14 protein-coding genes and 1 tRNA gene are annotated in these 17,609 nt (G+C 56.8%); 11 read left to right on the top strand and 4 right to left on the bottom strand.

Annotated features, from left to right (window positions below; genetic code table 11):
• Window positions 1-27: 27 nt before the first annotated feature.
• A complete protein-coding gene (locus GRI35_RS07080) occupies window positions 28-1,503 on the top strand; it encodes a carotenoid oxygenase family protein (RefSeq protein WP_160613515.1) in 1,476 nt (491 codons plus the stop codon).
• Here the strand turns inward: GRI35_RS07080 and GRI35_RS07075 are convergent.
• Window positions 1,495-2,550 carry a hypothetical protein gene (locus GRI35_RS07075; protein WP_160613514.1) on the bottom strand — a complete coding sequence of 352 codons (1,056 nt, stop codon included), beginning with the start codon at window positions 2,548-2,550 and terminating at the stop codon, window positions 1,495-1,497. The two genes, GRI35_RS07080 and GRI35_RS07075, sit on opposite strands and share 9 nt — an antisense overlap.
• A gap of 3 nt (window positions 2,551-2,553) precedes the next feature.
• On the bottom strand, window positions 2,554-4,530 hold the full coding sequence (gene uvrC / locus GRI35_RS07070) for an excinuclease ABC subunit UvrC (RefSeq protein WP_160613513.1): 1,977 nt from the start codon (window positions 4,528-4,530) through the stop codon (window positions 2,554-2,556).
• 83 nt (window positions 4,531-4,613) lie between these two features.
• On the opposite strand from uvrC, the gene GRI35_RS07065 reads away from it, so the two are divergent.
• The 5 genes from GRI35_RS07065 to GRI35_RS07045 all read left to right on the top strand — a co-directional run bounded on the left by GRI35_RS07065 (window position 4,614) and on the right by GRI35_RS07045 (window position 11,193).
• On the top strand, window positions 4,614-6,014 hold the full coding sequence (locus GRI35_RS07065; protein WP_160613512.1) for a hypothetical protein: 1,401 nt from the start codon (window positions 4,614-4,616) through the stop codon (window positions 6,012-6,014).
• 23 nt (window positions 6,015-6,037) lie between these two features.
• Entirely contained in the window at window positions 6,038-7,396 is a 1,359-nt protein-coding gene (locus tag GRI35_RS07060) for a hypothetical protein (protein ID WP_160613511.1), read from the top strand.
• Between the two features lie 234 nt (window positions 7,397-7,630).
• A complete protein-coding gene (locus GRI35_RS07055; RefSeq protein WP_160613510.1) occupies window positions 7,631-8,590 on the top strand; it encodes a division plane positioning ATPase MipZ in 960 nt (319 codons plus the stop codon).
• Window positions 8,591-8,752: 162 nt separating this feature from the next.
• Window positions 8,753-10,381 (top strand): WS/DGAT/MGAT family O-acyltransferase, encoded by a 1,629-nt coding sequence (locus GRI35_RS07050; RefSeq protein WP_160613509.1) that lies wholly within the window; start codon window positions 8,753-8,755, stop codon window positions 10,379-10,381.
• Entirely contained in the window at window positions 10,378-11,193 is an 816-nt protein-coding gene (locus GRI35_RS07045; protein WP_160613508.1) for an esterase/lipase family protein, read from the top strand. Before GRI35_RS07050 ends, GRI35_RS07045 begins: the two co-directional genes overlap by 4 nt.
• A 6-nt stretch (window positions 11,194-11,199) precedes the next feature.
• On the opposite strand, the gene GRI35_RS07040 is transcribed toward GRI35_RS07045, so the two are convergent.
• The gene (locus tag GRI35_RS07040) at window positions 11,200-14,310 is read right to left on the bottom strand and encodes a TonB-dependent receptor (RefSeq protein WP_160613507.1); all 3,111 of its coding nucleotides are present in this window, start codon (window positions 14,308-14,310) and stop codon (window positions 11,200-11,202) included.
• Between the two features lie 178 nt (window positions 14,311-14,488).
• Here GRI35_RS07040 and infA point away from each other — a divergent pair, with 178 nt between their 5' ends.
• The 5 genes from infA to GRI35_RS07015 all read left to right on the top strand — a co-directional run bounded on the left by infA (window position 14,489) and on the right by GRI35_RS07015 (window position 16,672).
• Complete coding sequence (gene infA, locus GRI35_RS07035; protein ID WP_160613506.1) at window positions 14,489-14,764, top strand: translation initiation factor IF-1; 276 nt, start codon at window positions 14,489-14,491, stop codon at window positions 14,762-14,764.
• 15 nt (window positions 14,765-14,779) lie between these two features.
• On the top strand, window positions 14,780-15,355 hold the full coding sequence (locus tag GRI35_RS07030) for a Maf family protein (protein ID WP_160613505.1): 576 nt from the start codon (window positions 14,780-14,782) through the stop codon (window positions 15,353-15,355).
• On the top strand, window positions 15,348-16,322 hold the full coding sequence (locus GRI35_RS07025) for an Rne/Rng family ribonuclease (protein ID WP_160613504.1): 975 nt from the start codon (window positions 15,348-15,350) through the stop codon (window positions 16,320-16,322). The genes GRI35_RS07030 and GRI35_RS07025 overlap by 8 nt, the downstream gene beginning before the upstream one ends.
• The gene (gene yacG / locus GRI35_RS07020) at window positions 16,319-16,504 is read left to right on the top strand and encodes a DNA gyrase inhibitor YacG (RefSeq protein ID WP_160613503.1); all 186 of its coding nucleotides are present in this window, start codon (window positions 16,319-16,321) and stop codon (window positions 16,502-16,504) included. Before GRI35_RS07025 ends, yacG begins: the two co-directional genes overlap by 4 nt.
• A 92-nt stretch (window positions 16,505-16,596) precedes the next feature.
• Window positions 16,597-16,672 (top strand) — tRNA-Phe (locus GRI35_RS07015).
• Between the two features lie 33 nt (window positions 16,673-16,705).
• Here the strand turns inward: GRI35_RS07015 and GRI35_RS07010 are convergent.
• Window positions 16,706-17,605, bottom strand: a complete 900-nt coding sequence (locus tag GRI35_RS07010) for an SDR family oxidoreductase (RefSeq protein WP_160613502.1) — start codon at window positions 17,603-17,605, stop codon at window positions 16,706-16,708.
• Window positions 17,606-17,609 lie beyond the last annotated feature (4 nt).

Here is a 17,609-nt window from a genome sequence, read left to right as displayed (position 1 = left end):
ACTCTCACCACCGAGAGGAACACGCGAATGCAGATTACCAAGCAACCGCCGGTCAAAACCACACTCGAGCCGAGCAATCATCCATATCTCAGCGGTCCTTGGGCTCCCCTGCATGAGGAGGTGGACGTTGCCGAACTGGAAGTGATCGAAGGCGAAGTTCCGGCCGATATTGATGGCATCTATCTGCGCAACACTGAAAACCCGGTGCACCAGCCGCTGGGCCGCCATCATCCGTTTGACGGCGATGCGATGGTCCATCAGGTCAGCATTTCTCGCGGCAAAGTCAGCTACCGCAACCGCTTCATTCGCACCCATTGTTTTACGCAGGAGCAGATTGCGGATGGCTCGCTGTGGGGCGGATTGATGGACCCGCCGGGCACATCCAAACGCCCTGGCTTCGGCGCGCATGGCGGGCTGAAAGACACCGGCAGCACCGACATAATCGTCCATGCAGGCGTGGCCTATGCCACTTTCTACCAATGCGGCGAAGCGTGGATGATGGATCCTGAAACGCTCGATAATCTGGGCAAGGCACCGTGGGGACCAATCGACGGCGTCTCAGCGCATCCGAAGGTCGATGAAGAGACCGGCGAGCTGATGTTCTTCAACTATTCAAAGCACGCGCCCTACATGCATTATGGCGTGGTCGACCGTGCAGGCAAGCTGGTGCACTATGTCCCAATCCCTCTGCCCGGACCGCGCCTTCCGCACGATATGGCGATCACCAAGAACTGGTCGATCCTCAACGATATGCCGCTGTTCTGGGACGCGGAATTGCTCAAGCGCGACCTCCACGCCGCGCGCATTCACGAAGGATTGCCAACCCGTTTCGCACTGATCCCGCGTCACGGCCAGCCCGAAGAAATCCGCTGGTTTGAGGCTGACCCGACCTACGTGCTCCACTGGACCAATGCGTATGAGGTCAAGGGGGAAGAAGGCGATGAAGTTGTCCTCGAAGGCTATCATCAGTCAAAGCCGATGCCCGATCCGCTGGAAGAAGCAGGGCAATACAGCCACATGATGGCTTATGTCGACGAGCACAGCTTCCAAAGCCGCCTTCACCGCTGGCGCTTCAATCTGACGACCGGCGAGACCACTGAAGAACGCTTGTCCGACCGCATTGTCGAATTCGGAATGATCAATCCGGACTATCTAATGAAACCCTCGCGCTACCTATGGTCCACCACCACGCGCCCCGGCTGGTTCCTGTTCAACGGCTACGTCAAGCACGACACCGAAACGGGCGAGGAGCAAGTCTTCGAGCTGCCCGAGGGCGTATATGCAAGCGAAAGCCCGATGGTGCCGCGCAAAGGCGCGGCTTCAGAGGATGACGGATATCTCGTAACATTCCTGATCGACGAGAACACCGGAACGAGCGAGCTGGCGATTTTAGATGCTGGCGATGTGACCAAGGGCCCGATTTGTCGGCTAAAGCTGCCGCACAAGATTAGCAGCGGCGTGCATTCATGCTGGGTTGAAAGGGGGATGTTGGGTTCAAAGTAGCTTGTTTGCCTTGAGAATTCGATAGGTAGTCTGTCCATCTATCGTACAGTACTTTTTGGCTCTCCCGGGCGTCACCGTAAGCTGCCGAAGCGTGCTCCGCACCGCCTCTCCAATCTGATGTGAGTGCTGGACTACAGATATATCTGCACCACTCTCAGTTAACCGAAGAACCTGATCGGCTCTCTTCCCGCACATATCGAGGGTCATTTCTCGGAAATTAGTCGGCCCCTTCAACAAAAATGCGGCAGTCCGGCGTCCGCCGAGAACATGCATCTGAGCTGTGAATAAATCATTCCTCTCCCCACCCCAGTCTTTCTTCGTTGGTTCGGCAAACAATGTTGCGATTTTCTGCTTAACGTCTTCTTCAGAGAGATCGCGCATGACGCTCATCCACTCGTCCGCCGACGTGACCTTGACGTCAGTTAGGTTAGAAAATTCATCTATATCTTCAGCAAGAATTTCACCAAAGTCGCGACCTAACCACATCAAATCTCCGCTGTGCTTCCCGTTACGCGGATGATCAAGCCACGGGGCTCCCATTACCAGTGGTTCGATTTCCCAACGACCATCTTTATCGTGAACAAGGCCAACAATTGACTCAAGATAATTGTCATCCGAACCCTGAGCGAGCATCATCTTGCCCGTCGAACTGACAATATGCTCGGTGTGATAGGAAAGTCTAAGCGGCTTATCGAGCTCGATATCTGTCAGGACCTGCTGTGTTACCCGCTCGGCAGTGTAGACCTCTGGGCAAGGAGCTAACGCATGAGTACTCCGAAACAGATACTTCGGTTTTCCCTTGCCAACTGCCTCGATGAGTGTGGGCGCTCCGACAGAATCGCAGCGGTCAAGTAACAATGTAACCAACAAATGGTCATTGGAAAGTCGAGTCAAATGATCATGTCCGACGCGAGCGTTTTGAGCGTAAAACGCCCGACCGTCTTGCATGAGCGCCGACATACAAAGTCGACGGTTCAGAAACCCCATGTCTATATGGTGAAAATAATCCGCTGCTCTTTGTTCAGCCGTAAGGTCTCTTGCTGTCATCCCTCACCCACCCGCATGATAATAGTCATACACCGTCTGCGCGACGCCGGCGCTGACACCCGGTGCGCGCTGCAGGTCTTCTAGGCTCGCGGCCCTCACCTTGCTTGCGGTACCAAAATGCAGCAGCAAAGCGCGCTTTCGTGCCGGGCCGACGCCCGGAATTTCATCTAGCGGACTCGCAGTGATGGCGCGGCTGCGTTTGGCGCGGTGGGCGCCGATGGCGTAGCGGTGGACTTCGTCGCGCCATAGCTGGAGTTGGAACAGAACCGGCGAATTGGTCGGCAGCATCTTCTCGCGGCCATCGGGGAAGTGGAACACTTCGCGGCCTTCGCGGCCATGGCCCGGTCCTTTGGCGATAGCGATCAACGGGACATCCTCGATGCCCAATTCCTCCAGCGTATCGCGCACAGAGCTCATCTGCCCCTTCCCGCCATCGATCAGAACAAGATCGGGCCACACGGCCTTATCTCCGCTGGTTTCGCGATCGGGATCATCCTTCATCGCGCGGGCAAAGCGGCGCTGCATAACTTCGCGCATCATCCCGAAATCATCATCGGTTTGCGCGCTCTTGATATTGAACTTGCGGTACTGGTTTTTGATGAAGCCCTCCGGCCCGGCAACAATCATCCCGCCGACCGCTTTCGATCCCTGAATGTGCGAGTTGTCATAGACTTCCACCCGCTGCGGGACTTCGGGCAGTTCGAGAAACTCGGCCAATTCGCGCAACGTCTTGGCCTTCGTGCCGCGTTCAGCCAGCCGCCGGTCGAGGGCTTCCTTGGCATTGCGCTGCGCCTGTTTCATCAGGCTGCGCCGGTCACCGCGCTGCGGGATCGAGATATCGACTTTATGCTCCGCAGCTGCCGCAAAGGCCTCTTCGATCAGCGCCTGCTCGGGCAGTTTGCGATCGACCAGAATGGTACGCGGCGGCGGCACTTCCTCGTAAAATTGTGCGAGAACGTTGGCGAGCACCTGATCCTCCTCCACGTCCTTGGTGTGGCTCGGGAAGAACGCGCGGTGCCCCCAATTCTGTCCACCGCGAATGAAGAAGGCTTGTACCGCAATCTGGCCGCCTTTGCTGGCGAGCGCGAACACGTCAGCATCGCCCACACCGCTGGCATTGATGGCTTGGCTGCCCTGAATGAAGGTCGCGGCGCGCAGCCGGTCGCGCAGAATGGCGGCGGTCTCAAAATCGAGATCCTCCGCCGCCTTAGCCATTTGCTTTTCCAGATCAGCCTGCACCGCGCCAGATTTTCCGCCAAGGAAATCCTTCGCCTGCCTGGTCAGCTCAGCATAATCATCCTTGCTGATCCGGTCGACACATGGGGCTGAACAGCGCTTGATTTGATACAACAGACACGGCCGGTCGCGGCGGCTGAAAAAGCTGTCGGTGCAGGACCGCAGCAGGAACAGCTTTTGCAGCGCGTTGATGGTTGTATTGACCGAGCCGGCACTAGCGAATGGTCCGTAATAATTGCCCTTCGCCCGCCTTGCGCCGCGATGTTTCATGATCCGCGGGAAGTCATGTTCTGTGCGCAGCAGGATAAACGGGAAGCTCTTGTCATCGCGCAGCAGCACATTGAATGGCGGCCGGAAGCGTTTGATTAGTTGCGCTTCCAGCAGCAGTGCCTCAGCCTCGCTATTGGTGGTAACGATTTCCATTCGACGCGTCTGGCTGATCATCCGGAGGAGGCGCTGCGGCTGCCCCTTCGGCTGGGTGTAGTTGGCGACACGGTTTTTCAGCACCCGCGCCTTGCCGACATACAGCACGTCACCGCGCGTATCGAGCATCCGGTACACGCCTGGAACTGGCTTCAAGGTTTTCACGGTGTCGCGGATCGCTTGTAGTCCCGTATCCAGATCGGGCGTGGCCGAAGCGACGGTGTATGTAGCGTTCTCCTCGTTGAACCTTTCAGCGCTTCCGGGCCCGTTTGGGGCGGCAAGCTTGCTACCAGCTTTGGAGGGTTCGCGCGGTTTGGACATGCTCTGGCAAATAAGCCTTTGCGCCGACAGGTCAAACACAGGCTGGGGGTGGAAAAGTCGCGGCGACAGGTTAGAGTCGCCTCATGGCTACGCCCCGCACGCTTCGACTCGCGAAAATCCGCTGGACCCACTCGCAGCTGTTCTTCGAATATACGCTGGACGGACTGACCTTCACGAATGCGATCTGGTACGAAGGCGTTGATTTCGACGGTCTGTCAGAACGGTTTGGTGCCGCGTTCATACGAGCTATGATATTCCACATCGCTGCGTTCGAAATGAACAAGATTGTCAGCCTGAAACCCGACACGCTCGATTGGGGCGACTATAGCGATCTGGTCACTGCCGAGTTCAAGGAGATATGGCTGACGATTTATCGCAATGTCTGGGCGCAATGGCGCTTTGAAAATGACGAGCCCGACTATCTCGGCCCGGACTTTGCCATTACCGCCACAGACGCGCCGCCAGCGATTGGTGAGCGCGATCTCTCGGGCGGATTCCTCTCATTCTGCGGTGGCGGTAAAGACAGTCTCGTCTCGCTCGATCTGCTGAAGTCTCTCGGGCAGGAGCACGGCACACTTGCCTATTCGGCGAGCTTTTATGGCCGGGCTGCGCCGCAACATGCACTGATCGGGAAATTGCTGGATAGCTACGGCGTGACAAACCAGCACCGCCAGTGGATCTATGACGATTTCCTCGACAGTCCGGTTCTGGAGCTGCGCAAGGATTTAAACGTCGACGCAGTAACTGCTGCGGAAACCCCCAGCTCCATCTTTGGCGCGCTGCCTTACGTGCTGCATCACAATTACCGCTATGTCTGTCTGGCGCATGAGCGCAGCGCCGACGCACCGCAGGTCGTATGGGAGAAGACCGGCGAGCCGGTAAATCACCAATGGGGCAAGTCTTACGAGGCCGAGAAGCTTCTCAACGACTATGTCCGGGCGCATTTGGTATCGGAGTTTGACTATTTCAGCATCTTGAAACCAATCTACGACGTCTCGATTTTCGGCGCACTGCGCGGCGTCACCGAGTCCATCCCTCACACGCACAGCTGTAACATTGAAAAACCATGGTGCCGTCGCTGCGCCAAATGCCTGTATGTGTGGCTAGGCTACACCGCGTTTCTTGATCGCGAAATTGTCGAGGCAACGTTCGGTCCGGAGAATCTGTACGACGTTCCGGAGAACACATTCCTATTCCGCCAGCTGGTCGGGCTCGAATCCCAATTGCCGTTCGAATGTATCGGCGAAGCGCAGGAAGCTGCATTGTTCATGCTGATGGCGCGTACCAAGGGCTATCGGGGTCAAGCATTGGATGCCTGCAGTGACGCTTTGGACAAGGTCGATGTCGCCAATACGCTGGATCGATATCTCGATGTCGTAACGGGCGATGCCAACATCCCGGAAACGATCAAAGACAGGCTTGAGCAAACTCTCCTGGCAAAAGCTGCCGATACGCGAAAATTTGTCGAGGAACTTCTGAGTTAATGAGTATAGTTGGGGGTTGAGTGATGGCGCAAAATAGTCGGCAGGTGGTGTTCAACGCACCGCTGCACACGGGTATTTATCTCGACTCCCGGCGCGCGGCGCTCGATAGTTTCGGTGCGGTCCAGCAGGCCGTCACCGATGCCAGTATGCCGGTCGGTGCATGGGATATTGCCCGATCCAAAGTGCGCCAAAGCGGTTTGCAAATTGATGTCGATGACCGGCGCGGGGTGACAATATTGCCGCGCTATATCGCCGAGCGCCGCCTGACCGGTGAAGATCTATCAGCGGCTCTGGTGGCGCTTTCGTTGCCGGCCACGCTGAAGGATGAGAGCGGAACTGCGGCATTTCATGTCGAGCAGATCATCATCCGCCAGCTGGAGTTCGGTTACGCAACAATGTTGGCCTATGGCCGGTTGGAATGTCCGAATTGCAGCGCGATCAAGGAGTTCCGCGGCCTTGTGGAAGGCATAAGTTCGCAAGTTCCCATCTGGACGCCTTTGGCACAGGAAACCGCTGATGCGCTGATCGACGCGATCCCAGCGGAATTTCTGCTACAGGCCGGGCCGCAATCCAACATCCCTGCCCCGATCATGCGCCAGCGCGAGAATGACGATATCCGGATGCTATGGGTGCACCGGATCTTTCGGTTCGAACGCAGCGACCCTCTTGTCGACGAGGCCAAGGAAGTCGAAGCGCTGGTTTTCCGGCATGAGCCCGACGATGTTCGCAATCTGGCCATTGATGACGATTACGATTTCTACGTTGGTGTCGGAAACTCGCTCGTGATAGCGGACAAGGAAGCTTTCGAAGCCGATCTCGATCTGGTCCCGCGCGTGGTGTCGATGCAAAATGCCTATTGGGCGCGGATCGAAAGCTTCGATGTCGAATTGTTCCACTACATCAACGCGCTCAGTAGCGAGGTCGACCAGCGCAACATTTCCGGTTTCGACAAGATTCAGGCTCTCGAAGAGAAGTCGCAGGAAATCGTTGACCTGCTTGAATATGCGGAGCTGTTCCGGTCAGCCTATAATGACTATTCCTACCATCTCGATCCACAGTCGCGCGTATTGTGGCAGGAAATCATTTCGTGCTGGGGCACCAATAACCGGTTCGAAGCCATCAATGACAAGCTCGCTACGCTTGAAAAAATGTATGATCGCGTGCGCGGATCGTTGCGCAGCCTGTATGACAGCCAGCTCAACACATTTGTGATCATCTTTACTCTGTTCGGCCTGCTGTCGGTGATGGTTGATGTGGTCGACTTTGTGCAGGAATCGAGCTTCCGCGGGATTGATATTCTGCGGCTCGGAATTCTTGGGACCATGGCGCTGATACTGGTCGTTTTCGGCTACACGGTGCTTCGCCGGAAAACACCACTTTAGAGCGGTAGCACAAGCCGCGAGCGGCTATTCTTATGGGTGAGAGCGGTTAGCAATAGAGCTACCCAACTGATTCAAAAGACTGAATCTTTGAAGATGCGCCATGTCTCAAAACGAGAATCGAATTTACTTGTGGATAAGCTGTGAATTAGCGACACTTACAGTCGAAACCCGAGTCGCGCGTGGATCAGCGTTGACCAAGAATAGATGCGGTTTTGGGGCTGTTGGGGAACACGCATGAGCTTAGAGAATGCCGGACGCGTTTGTGATGGCGAGCACCCTTCGGTGGTTCTCGCAGATATTCGCAATCGTCCGGAAATTTCAGCTCGCGTTATTGTGTTCGCCAATGAGAAGGGCGGCGTCGGCAAGTCCACTCTTGCGTTTCATACGTCGATTGCATTGGCCCGAGCCGGGCACAAAATTCTCGCTATCGACCTCGACAAACGCCAGCGCTCATTTGATCGCGCGCTGGAGAACCGTGAGGCGACGGCGCGCAGCCTCGGGATAACCCTACCCACGCCTAGGCATTTGGTCCTGTCGCATCAAAGCGGTGCGATGCTAATGCAGGAGATCGCGCGCAGCGGCCAAGGTTGTGACACGATCATCATTGACGTCGCTGGCCATGACTCGCCGATAGCGCGCCGTGCGATTGCTCTGGCCGATAAGCTGATCACGCCGGTGAATCCCAACTTTGTGGATCTGGATTCGGTCGCCAAATTCAATGTCGGCACCATGACAATGACTGGCCCCGGTAGCTTTGCCGATCTGGTGATGCAGCTTCGTGAGGAGCGGGTAGCAAGCGGATACCAGCCAACAGACTGGATGTTGATCAAGAATCGCGTTCGCCGCGCCGAGAAAGTTCAACTGGAGCGATTTAACGCCGCAATTGAACAACTGCCTGAGAAACTGGGTCTTCGCGTCACGAGCGGACTGGCAGAGCGGGTTGCCTACCGCGAACTCTTCCTGTTCGGTCTGACCCATGGCGATTGCCGTGATCTACCGGGAATGGCGGGTATGAGCGTGCGCGATTGCCACGAGATAGCTCGCTTGATCGAGGAAATGTACTTGATGGAACCGGTGGCAGAGAACGTCCCGCCATTGGTCCAGTCACGCAAGCCAGCCCGTTCCATGAAGCGATACCGCCAGTCGCTGCGAACCTATATCGGCGCAACCAAAAAAGTTCCAACACACGCATAGGAACGTGCATAGGCCTTGCGGCTTTCCTACATGGCTCTACCGGGGTGCGCATACATATGCATTGACGACGCGCCCGCGTGTGTTACGTCTATGTGACGCTTCGGACCTGACAAAGATCGGGCCGGGTAGAGAGGAAGTCAGAAATTGCGCCAACTCCAAGGTATGGATGCGTCCTTCGTCGCGCTGGAAACGCGCAATTCGCCGATGCATATCGGCTCGATACTGATTTATAATCCAGAAACAGCACCAGGCGGATTTGTCCGCTACAAAGATATTCTGGGCTTTTTTAAAAGCCGAATGCAGCTTTCGCGGACAATCCGGCAGCGACTGGTTAAAGTGCCGTTTGATCTCGACTATCCATACTGGGTAGAGGATCCGGACTTTGATCTGGAATATCATGTGCGCCATATCGCATTGCCAAAGCCCGGTGACTGGCGGCAGCTATGCATTCAGGCTGCGCGTATTTTCGCCCGCCCGCTCGACTTGAAACGGCCGCCATGGGAATTCACGATTGTCGAGGGGCTCGACAACGTCCCCGGCGTTGCACCCGGCAGCTTTGCAATGGTGACGAAAGTCCACCACGCAGCGATCGACGGCATGAGCGGTGTCGATTTGCTGGAGGCGATGCATACGATCACACCCGATGCGCCGCCGCCGGACACGCCTGACACTTGGAAGCCGGAGAAGATACCAAATCCCGCGGAACTGCTCGGCAAATCCTATATCAGTGCGCTGACCAATCCACTGAAGCAGTTGGAAGTAGCGGCCAAAGCTGCACCGGGTATTGCTAATGCAATCAAAGGTTTGGCAACAAAAGATTTCAAAGTCAGCGCCGATATGGTCGCGCCTAAATGCCGGTTCAACCGGACGATTTCACCGGCTCGTGTGGTTGAAGGCCGCAGCGTTCCGCTCGCCGATATCAAGGCGATCCGCGCATTGTCGCCGGGATGCAAGATCAATGATGTGTTTCTTGCGATCGTCGGAGGCGCATTGCGCCGGTATCTGCTGAGCAAGAACGATCTGCCGGGCCGCACGCTTACCGCAATGGCACCCATCTCAGTCCGGTCCAAAGACGAGAAAGGCGATATGGGCAACCAAGTCGCCGCCATGGTCGCGCCGCTCGGGACGCAGCTGGAAGACCCCGTCGAACGCCTCGATTTCGTCCACGACAAGACCGCCAATAGCAAGGCTATGACTGAAGCAATGGGCGCGCGCAATATGACTGAAATGAGCAAGGTCAGCCCTGCTCTATTTATGGCGCTTGGCGCACAGCTCTACACCCGCCTTGGCCTTGCCGACCGGGTGAGCGCACCGTTTTCTACCGTTGTAACCAACGTCCCCGGTCCGCCGGTGCCGATTTATTCCAGCGGCGCGCGGCTTGAAAGCCAGATGGGGCTGGTTTGCCTGACCGACGGTATGGGGCTGGGCCACGTTGTTCAGTCCTATGTCAACGAGGCGACCATATCCTTCACCGCCTGCCGCGATCTGCTGCCCGATCCGGAATATTATGCCGAGTGCATTCAGGAGAGCTTCGAAGAATATCGCGATCTCGCGGCAAAGGCTGACGCACCTCCGAAAACACCAACAGCCAAGCAAGCGGCACCTAAAAAAAGACCGGTCAAGAAGGCAGCAGCGAAGAAAAAGGCGCCAACCCAAAATGCGGCACCTAAAAAGACCACTGCCAAACGCGCCACTACAGGAAAGTCTACAACCAAAACAAAAGGCGGCAACAAGACAGCCGCAAAAGCAAAAACAACACGTCGCAGGGCGGGAGGGAAAGCCAACAAATGACTTCAACCACAATAGGAGCGGCACCCGCCGCCATAGCAGCTCGTCCGCCGCACCGGTTTCTGACACTCTCGGAGCCTGGCCGTGCAATGGCCGAATTCGCCAGCTTCCTCGCTCTGCGCCCCGCAATGGGCATGGGCGCTCTACCAAAAGGCGATGGGCACGGTGTACTGGTTTTGCCGGGCTTTATGGCCTCCGACAGCTCGACGCGCCCGATGCGCTCGCTTCTGAAGCGGCTCGGCTATGATGTTGTAGGCTGGAATCTAGGTCGTAATATCAAAGTCGACAACGCCCGCGTCGAAGCAATGGCGCGCTGCGTAGAGGAACTGCACGATCGCACTGGCGGGAAGATTTCTATTGTCGGCTGGAGCCTCGGAGGAGTGTTTGCGCGTGAACTTGCAAAAATGTTGCCTGAAAAAGTCCGCATGGTCATTTCACTTGGCAGCCCGATCAGCGATGACCGCGATCACAGCAATGCGCGGCGCCTGTTCGAATATCTCAATGGGAAAGAGCCTGAGCCATTGAAAGAAGGCAAGTTCACCGGTTTGGACGAGGCACCGCCTGTTCCAACAACATCCGTGCTGACCAAAGGCGATGGTGTGGTTCATTGGCGTGGTTCGGTGCAACATCCTCACCCCGATACAGAAGGTCAAACGGAGAATATCGAAGTGATCGCCAGCCATATTGGCCTTGGCGTGAATCCCACTGTTATGGTCGCCATTGCAGATCGTCTGGCGCAGCCTGAAGGTGAATGGAGACCGTTTCAGGCCAAAGGGTTTTCAGCCCTGATGTTCCCCAAAACGCGGCTTCACTAAGCGCGCTTAGAACAGCTTTCTGATATCGACACCCAGATAGCGTCCCGTCGGGTCGACCAATAGCGGCTGAAAACTCAACGGAATATCGCCGTTGCTGTCACGCACAACGCGGCGGCCATCGAAGATGTTATCGAAACGGACTGACAGGCGCATACCTTTAAACACGCCCTTATCCTTCTTGAGAACTCGGCCGAGATCAGCGAACAGACGAAGGTCAAAAGTCGCCAGATCGTCCACGAACAATGCGGTACTGTTTGGCGCGCCCGCTCCATCGATCCGCGCCGTGCCAGTATAACGCACTGAAAAGCGTGTTCCCCAGCCGTTTCGGAATGCGCCAGCTTCTATCCGGGTGTTGTGCCGCGGCGTACCGCTACTGCTGAGACTGTCACCATCGAGCAAATCAAGCAGCGGCCCGCCCGGCGCTATCAAAACTTCACGGTTCAGTTCGACCGAATGATTGAGATTGAAAAAGTACCGGCCACGCCCGTCACCGCTTCGGCCGAAACGGCCGCCACCGCGCCCGCCACCTCGTGCGCCAGCCGGAGGTCCGCCGCCCTGACCAGCAGCTTGAGCAGATCTGCCGGGGCCACTGCACATCCGCGAACGGAACCGGCTAAGCCTACCGGTATTTATCGTGCCATCATCATCGCGCAGTCGTTCAAGCATATTTTGAGCCTGCTGCAGATCAAATCCAGCCAGTTCTTCGGGCAGATCACCATCTTTGATGGCTTCGACCATTCGGGTCAGGAACGCTTCGCCATCATCGGCACATGAGCGTTGGCGAAATTGCATGAAGGCACCCCGCGTCTCTTCGCTCATATTGGCGAAGTCTGGACGTCCGCCACGATCGCCGCCTGCCGCGCGCGCCACGGATGGGCCGTTACTGATACAGATTCGCGCTCGGAATTGCTTTAGCCGTTCTGGATCAATCGAGCCGTCCTCGCTTCGCAATTGGCTGAGAATCCGCTCGGCTTGCGCGGGATCGAACTCCGGAAAATCTTCCAGCCGCTCTCCCCGGTTGGCCGCCGCAACCAAACGTGAAAGAAAGTCTGCTCCGTCATCCGCGCAAACGCGCTCGCGAAGCTTCATGAACGCCTCGCGGCGGCCTTGTCTTTTGGGTTCTCCGTTATCACCCCCAGACTGACCGCTCCGGGCGGTTTCACCGGCGGATGGGCTCTGCCTGCTATCCTGACTCGAATTTGAACGTTCTGGCCCGGCTCCGCCAGGTTGCGCCGGTGGCTGCGATTGCCGCTGGCCAAAGCTGCCCCGCAAATTGAGACCAAAAGTCAGCCGCTCCGTATGCGTCTCGAAATAGTCCACGGGCCTGCGGTCCAAAGCCACCAAAGTACCACCCACATCACGTGTCACGCGCCCGGGAAAAGCCGCTTCTATCTCGGGCGTCAGAAACGGGAATGACGACGACACATCGCTCGACGTGTTGCGCGAATAATCGATGCGGAACCGTGCGTTGTCGGCAAATTCCCAACTGCCCGAAAAACTCCAGTCGGATTGCGTTTCAGCCTCAAGCAGCGGATTGCCGCCTGATGTTACAGACACAAGCGCCGTGTCGCCTGTTGCGAAATCAAACGTCGGCACATTCAGCGTAGTGATTTGCGGGCTGCCAAGCTGACTCAGTGACGGCGGCACTTCGCGCCAGACATATGTAGCTTGCAAATTGAGACTGTCGATTGGGAACCATGTGACACCGCCGCTAAGCCTGTATAGTGTACCGAAGTCCGAGTAATGATTGAAGCTCGCCTGTCCGTTCACGCTGATTGTGCCGACCGTATCCCAGACCTCATCCCGAACACTCGTGATCGGGATGCCGACCGTGAAACCGCCAGACAAATCCCCACGGGTCAGCGAAACGGTGGAACCTGCTCTAGAGTCTTCGCTGTTTATACGGGTCCAGTCATAGCCAAGGTCCAGCGTTGTCGAGAGTTCACCCGCGGGCAGCAGAAGTGGTGAACCACGCAGCGTGACCTTGCTGGTACCGGAGTAGCTTGCACTGTTCGCCTGATCAAAGCCTGCATCAGCTTGGGCGGGAATTATGCTATTGATTGCTATGTTATCGGCAGCAGCATCGTCAATCAGCGCTGTGACATCAGCGCGGCGATCAATTTGCGTCTGCGCATCGGTAATACTCCCATCCGCAGTGGCCGTCAGTTGGAACGGCCCTAATCTGTTGTTGTAGCTCGCAGACGAAGAAAAAACGTTGGTCTGTCTACGAGTCTCAAGCGGATTGTCCGGGTCGAACGTTCGGATCGCCGAATTGCCAGCCCCATCAACAAGAGTGACCGTATTGACACCGGACAGGCTCAAACTGTCTGACCGGTTGAAAGTCGCATTGAGGCCAAGCGAGCTCCCGTTTTCGAGCGAAGCTTTCGCGAAATTTGCGGTTGCTTCGATCTGGCGGGAATCGGCGATCAGCGTACGAAACTCTGCCGGATCAGGATCGGTCGCGACATCCGGTTCGCTCGCTGCCGTCTGAATAATGTCCCGATCACTTTCAGTGAGCGGTGAGACATCGTTCAGCTCAACGTTCAGATTGATCCGGCCGGCTTTCGTAATCTTGAGAAGCGTCGCTTCCTGCTCGGTCCGTGAATAGCCGCCAATCGATGGCTGTTCGTATTCAAGTTCGCCCGTGATTGCGGTGAAATTATCTTTCAGGATAAAATTTACCACCCGCCGGTCAGGCGGAAACCCGAATTTTTGCGCAGTCTCTTCAGGCAGAACCTCGACTTTGCGGATTGCCTCGGTCGGGTAGGAGCGGAATTCACGAAAGCTGCCTACGCGGACGCCGTTGATCAGGAATACGGGCCTCCCTCCGCCACGCCCACGCGTAGAACTGGTTTGCGGTTCGATAGCCGCCAGCAAGTCGGTGATCGAATTGGCACCGAAGGCCGCAATATCCTCCTCTTCCAGTTCCAGCACCGGGGGCTGATCAGTCTCGACCTGGCCGCGCAGCCGTTGCCCGACAACCACGATCTCACCGCTTTGGTTGACCGACGATTGTTCTGCACTCGCCGGTTGCGCTTCAACTTCTTGCGCTGCCCCATTGGTTGGCAGTGCGAATGCAACCGCAGCTGTCGAGCAAAGAAGTATCGGTAAGCGCATTGGAAAACCTCTTCGCGAGACTGAAGCCCGGCGCAAGCACCAATCGGTATCAAAGTGTCGCTATTTTATGACGTAACCGTGAAGACCCAACCCTATACGCCTTAGGCTTCCCTTTTGTTCCGGCTGCTTGTATGGGCGCGCAACAGCAATCGATGAACGACATAGGTAACGGAATTTTATGGCAAAAGAAGAACTCCTCGAAATGCGCGGGAAAGTGGTTGAACTGCTTCCAAACGCGATGTTCCGGGTAGAGCTCGAAAACGGGCACGAAGTGCTTGGCCATACCGCTGGTAAAATGCGCAAAAACCGTATCCGCGTGCTCGTGGGTGACGAAGTTCTGTGCGAACTGACCCCCTATGATCTGACCAAAGCGCGGATCACGTACCGCTTCATGCCCGGCCGCGGTGGTCCTGGCCCCGGGGGCCAAGGCGGTCCCGGCTCCCCTAGCGCTTAAGTGCAGCGTGCGGCCATGACCGCGCCCACTCTTATTTTGGCATCTGCCAGCCCGAGGCGGCGCGAGCTGCTCGCTCGGCTTGGTGTTGTACCTGCTCGGATTGCTCCAGCCGATATCGATGAGAACCCGTTGGAGCATGAACTTCCTCGCGTTTACGCGCGCCGGATGAGCCAAGAGAAAGCAAAGGCGGCTGCGTCTCGGGATAATCACGTGCTCGCTGGGGATACGGTCGTGGCCGCCGGTCGCCGTATTCTTCCGAAAGCTGACGACGAAGATACCGCACGCAAGTGCCTCGAGCTACTCTCGGGCCGCCGCCACCGCGTGTTGAGCTCGATTGCTCTGCTTGCACCCGATGGGACACTGCGCGAGAAGCTCAATGAAACCGTTGTAAAGTTCAAACGGCTCTCCGATCAGGAGATCGCAGGATATCTCGCCAGCGGAGAATGGAAAGGTAAAGCCGGTGGTTATGCCATCCAAGGCGCTGCCGAGGGGCTGATCGTGAGTATTCAGGGTAGCCACTCGTCCGTCATGGGCTTGCCGTTGTTCGAAACACGAGCGCTGCTGAAATCGGCAGGTTTTCGCCTTGGCTGAATGGCTCATTGAAGAAGGCATCGGTGAACACCGCGCCCTGCTGATCGATGAGGGGCAGGTAATCGCTGCCCGGATAGATTGGCCCGGATCAGCCGGTATCGGTTTGATCGAAGACGCCATTTTGACCTCCCGAACTAAAGCCAGCACGCGCGGCACCGCGCGTCTTGCCACCGGAGAGGAAGTTCTGGTCAGCAAACTTTCAGCAGCCGCGCAGGAAGGCGGACCGATCCGGATCGAGATCACCCGCAGCCAAATGGGCGAAAAGTCGCGCGTCAAGCGTGCACAGGGTCGCCCTACCGTTCAGGCTCTGCAGCCCCCGCTCAGCTTGGCAGAGGCTATCGTAACTAGAGGTGAAAAGGCCAAGGTCGTGCGGAAACTACCAGTCGGTCATTGGGATGAAATCTGGGACGACGCGTGGACTGGGATTTGCGATTTTGCTGGTGGCTCTCTGCACTTCTCTCCCGCGCCGGCAATGGTCTTGGTCGACATCGACGGTCGAGGATCGCCGCGCGAGTTGGCGCTGGCAGCAACTGAGCCTATCGCCAAAGCTATCAGGCGGTTTGATCTGGGCGGCTCCATCGGAATCGACTTTCCAACGCTGGCGGTGAAGGCTGATCGTAAGGCAGTGGATGAGGCGCTAACCGCTGCACTCGGGGATTGGCCGCATGAGAAAACTGCAATGAACGGATTCGGCTTCGTCCAGATCGTCGCGCGGTTGGAAAGGCCATCTTTGTTGCACCGTCTGACATACTCCAAAGCCGACGCTGCGGCGCGTCGGTTGTTGCGACGTGCCGAAGAGACTACCGATGCGGGCGCCATCCAGCTTATCTGCCACCCAACAATACAAGCGAAGCTGTCCAAGGAATGGCTGGCTGAGCTGAGCAAACGCACGGGCAGGAAGATCAGGATAGAGGCTGACCCTACGCTTGCTCTCGAAGCCGGTTTCGCGCAGGCCGTGCCATTATGAGTGCGAAACGCAAGCTCTGCCCGATCTGCAAGAAACCCCGCACAGACGAGTTCCATCCGTTCTGTTCGCGCGGGTGCCGCGACCGCGATTTGAACCAGTGGTTCGGCGATGGATATGCCGTTCCGGGTCGTCCTGCGTCACTCGATGAGATCGCAAAACAGGATTGGGAAAAACAGGACTAAAATTCGGCGCGAATACCCCTTGCCAAGTACGCCCAGCTTCGCCATACGCGCGCTTCCAACCCGCACTGGACAATTTGATTCAGCGCCGATGTGCCCGGATAGCTCAGTTGGTAGAGCACACGATTGAAAATCGTGGTGTCGGCAGTTCGAATCTGCCTCTGGGCACCATCACCCCCCCAATAGATGCTGTGAATGGTGCGATTATGTCGCACGGTCGGCTTTGTCTTTGGCGTTGGTGCCTTTGATCATATCGCGCATTTGCTGCCACTCCGTATCGCCCAAGGGCGCTAAGGCCTGATAGAAATTACCGCCTGTGGCCTGGTAACCTGCGCCGTCGATAGCGATGGTCTGGCCGTTCACCCATTCTGCGCCCGGTCCCATCAGGAATACTGCCAAGTTTGCGAGTTCATGCATCTCGCCATGACGTCCCATCGGATTCATCCGGTCGTTCGAATTATCCCCGCGTCCGCCCGGTGAAAGTCGCGCGCTCATGCCGTCGGTTGGGAACAGGCCGGGAGCAATCGCATTGAAGCGCAGCCCATAGCGGCCCCACTCAACCGCAAGGCTCTGTGTCATCGTATTGATTGCTGATTTGGACATCGCAGAGGGAACCACAAATGGCCCGCCGTTCCATACCCAAGTCGTCAGAATCGAGAGGAAATTCGCAGACCTCTTCTCTTCAATCAGCCGCTTGCCGACATTATGCGTCAGATAGAACGTTCCGCGAAAGACAATATCGGAAATCGCGTTGAAGCCGTTGATCGATAAATCTTCCGTCCGGCTGATGAAGTTGCCCGCCGCATTGTTGACCACGCCGGTCAGCGCGCCGCCATCCGCCCAGATCGCATCAACCATGGCATCAATCGCCTCTGCATCGCGGATGTCGCAGGCCTGCCCGATCACAGTACCGCCATGCTCTGCCATCAATTCCTGCGCGGTTTCATCCAGCTTGTTCTGGCGTCGTCCGCAGATATAGACTGTCGCGCCCAGCTTCAAAAACGCCTCGGTCATTTCGCGGCCAAGGCCAGTGCCGCCGCCCGTCACCAAAATGCGCTGACCGTCCATCAGACCATCGCGATACATCAGCTTTGATACGTCCATGGGT

This window comes from Pontixanthobacter aestiaquae (assembly GCF_009827455.1).
Classification (GTDB): domain Bacteria; phylum Pseudomonadota; class Alphaproteobacteria; order Sphingomonadales; family Sphingomonadaceae; genus Pontixanthobacter; species Pontixanthobacter aestiaquae.
This window is presented reverse-complemented; position numbering and strand designations above follow the sequence as displayed.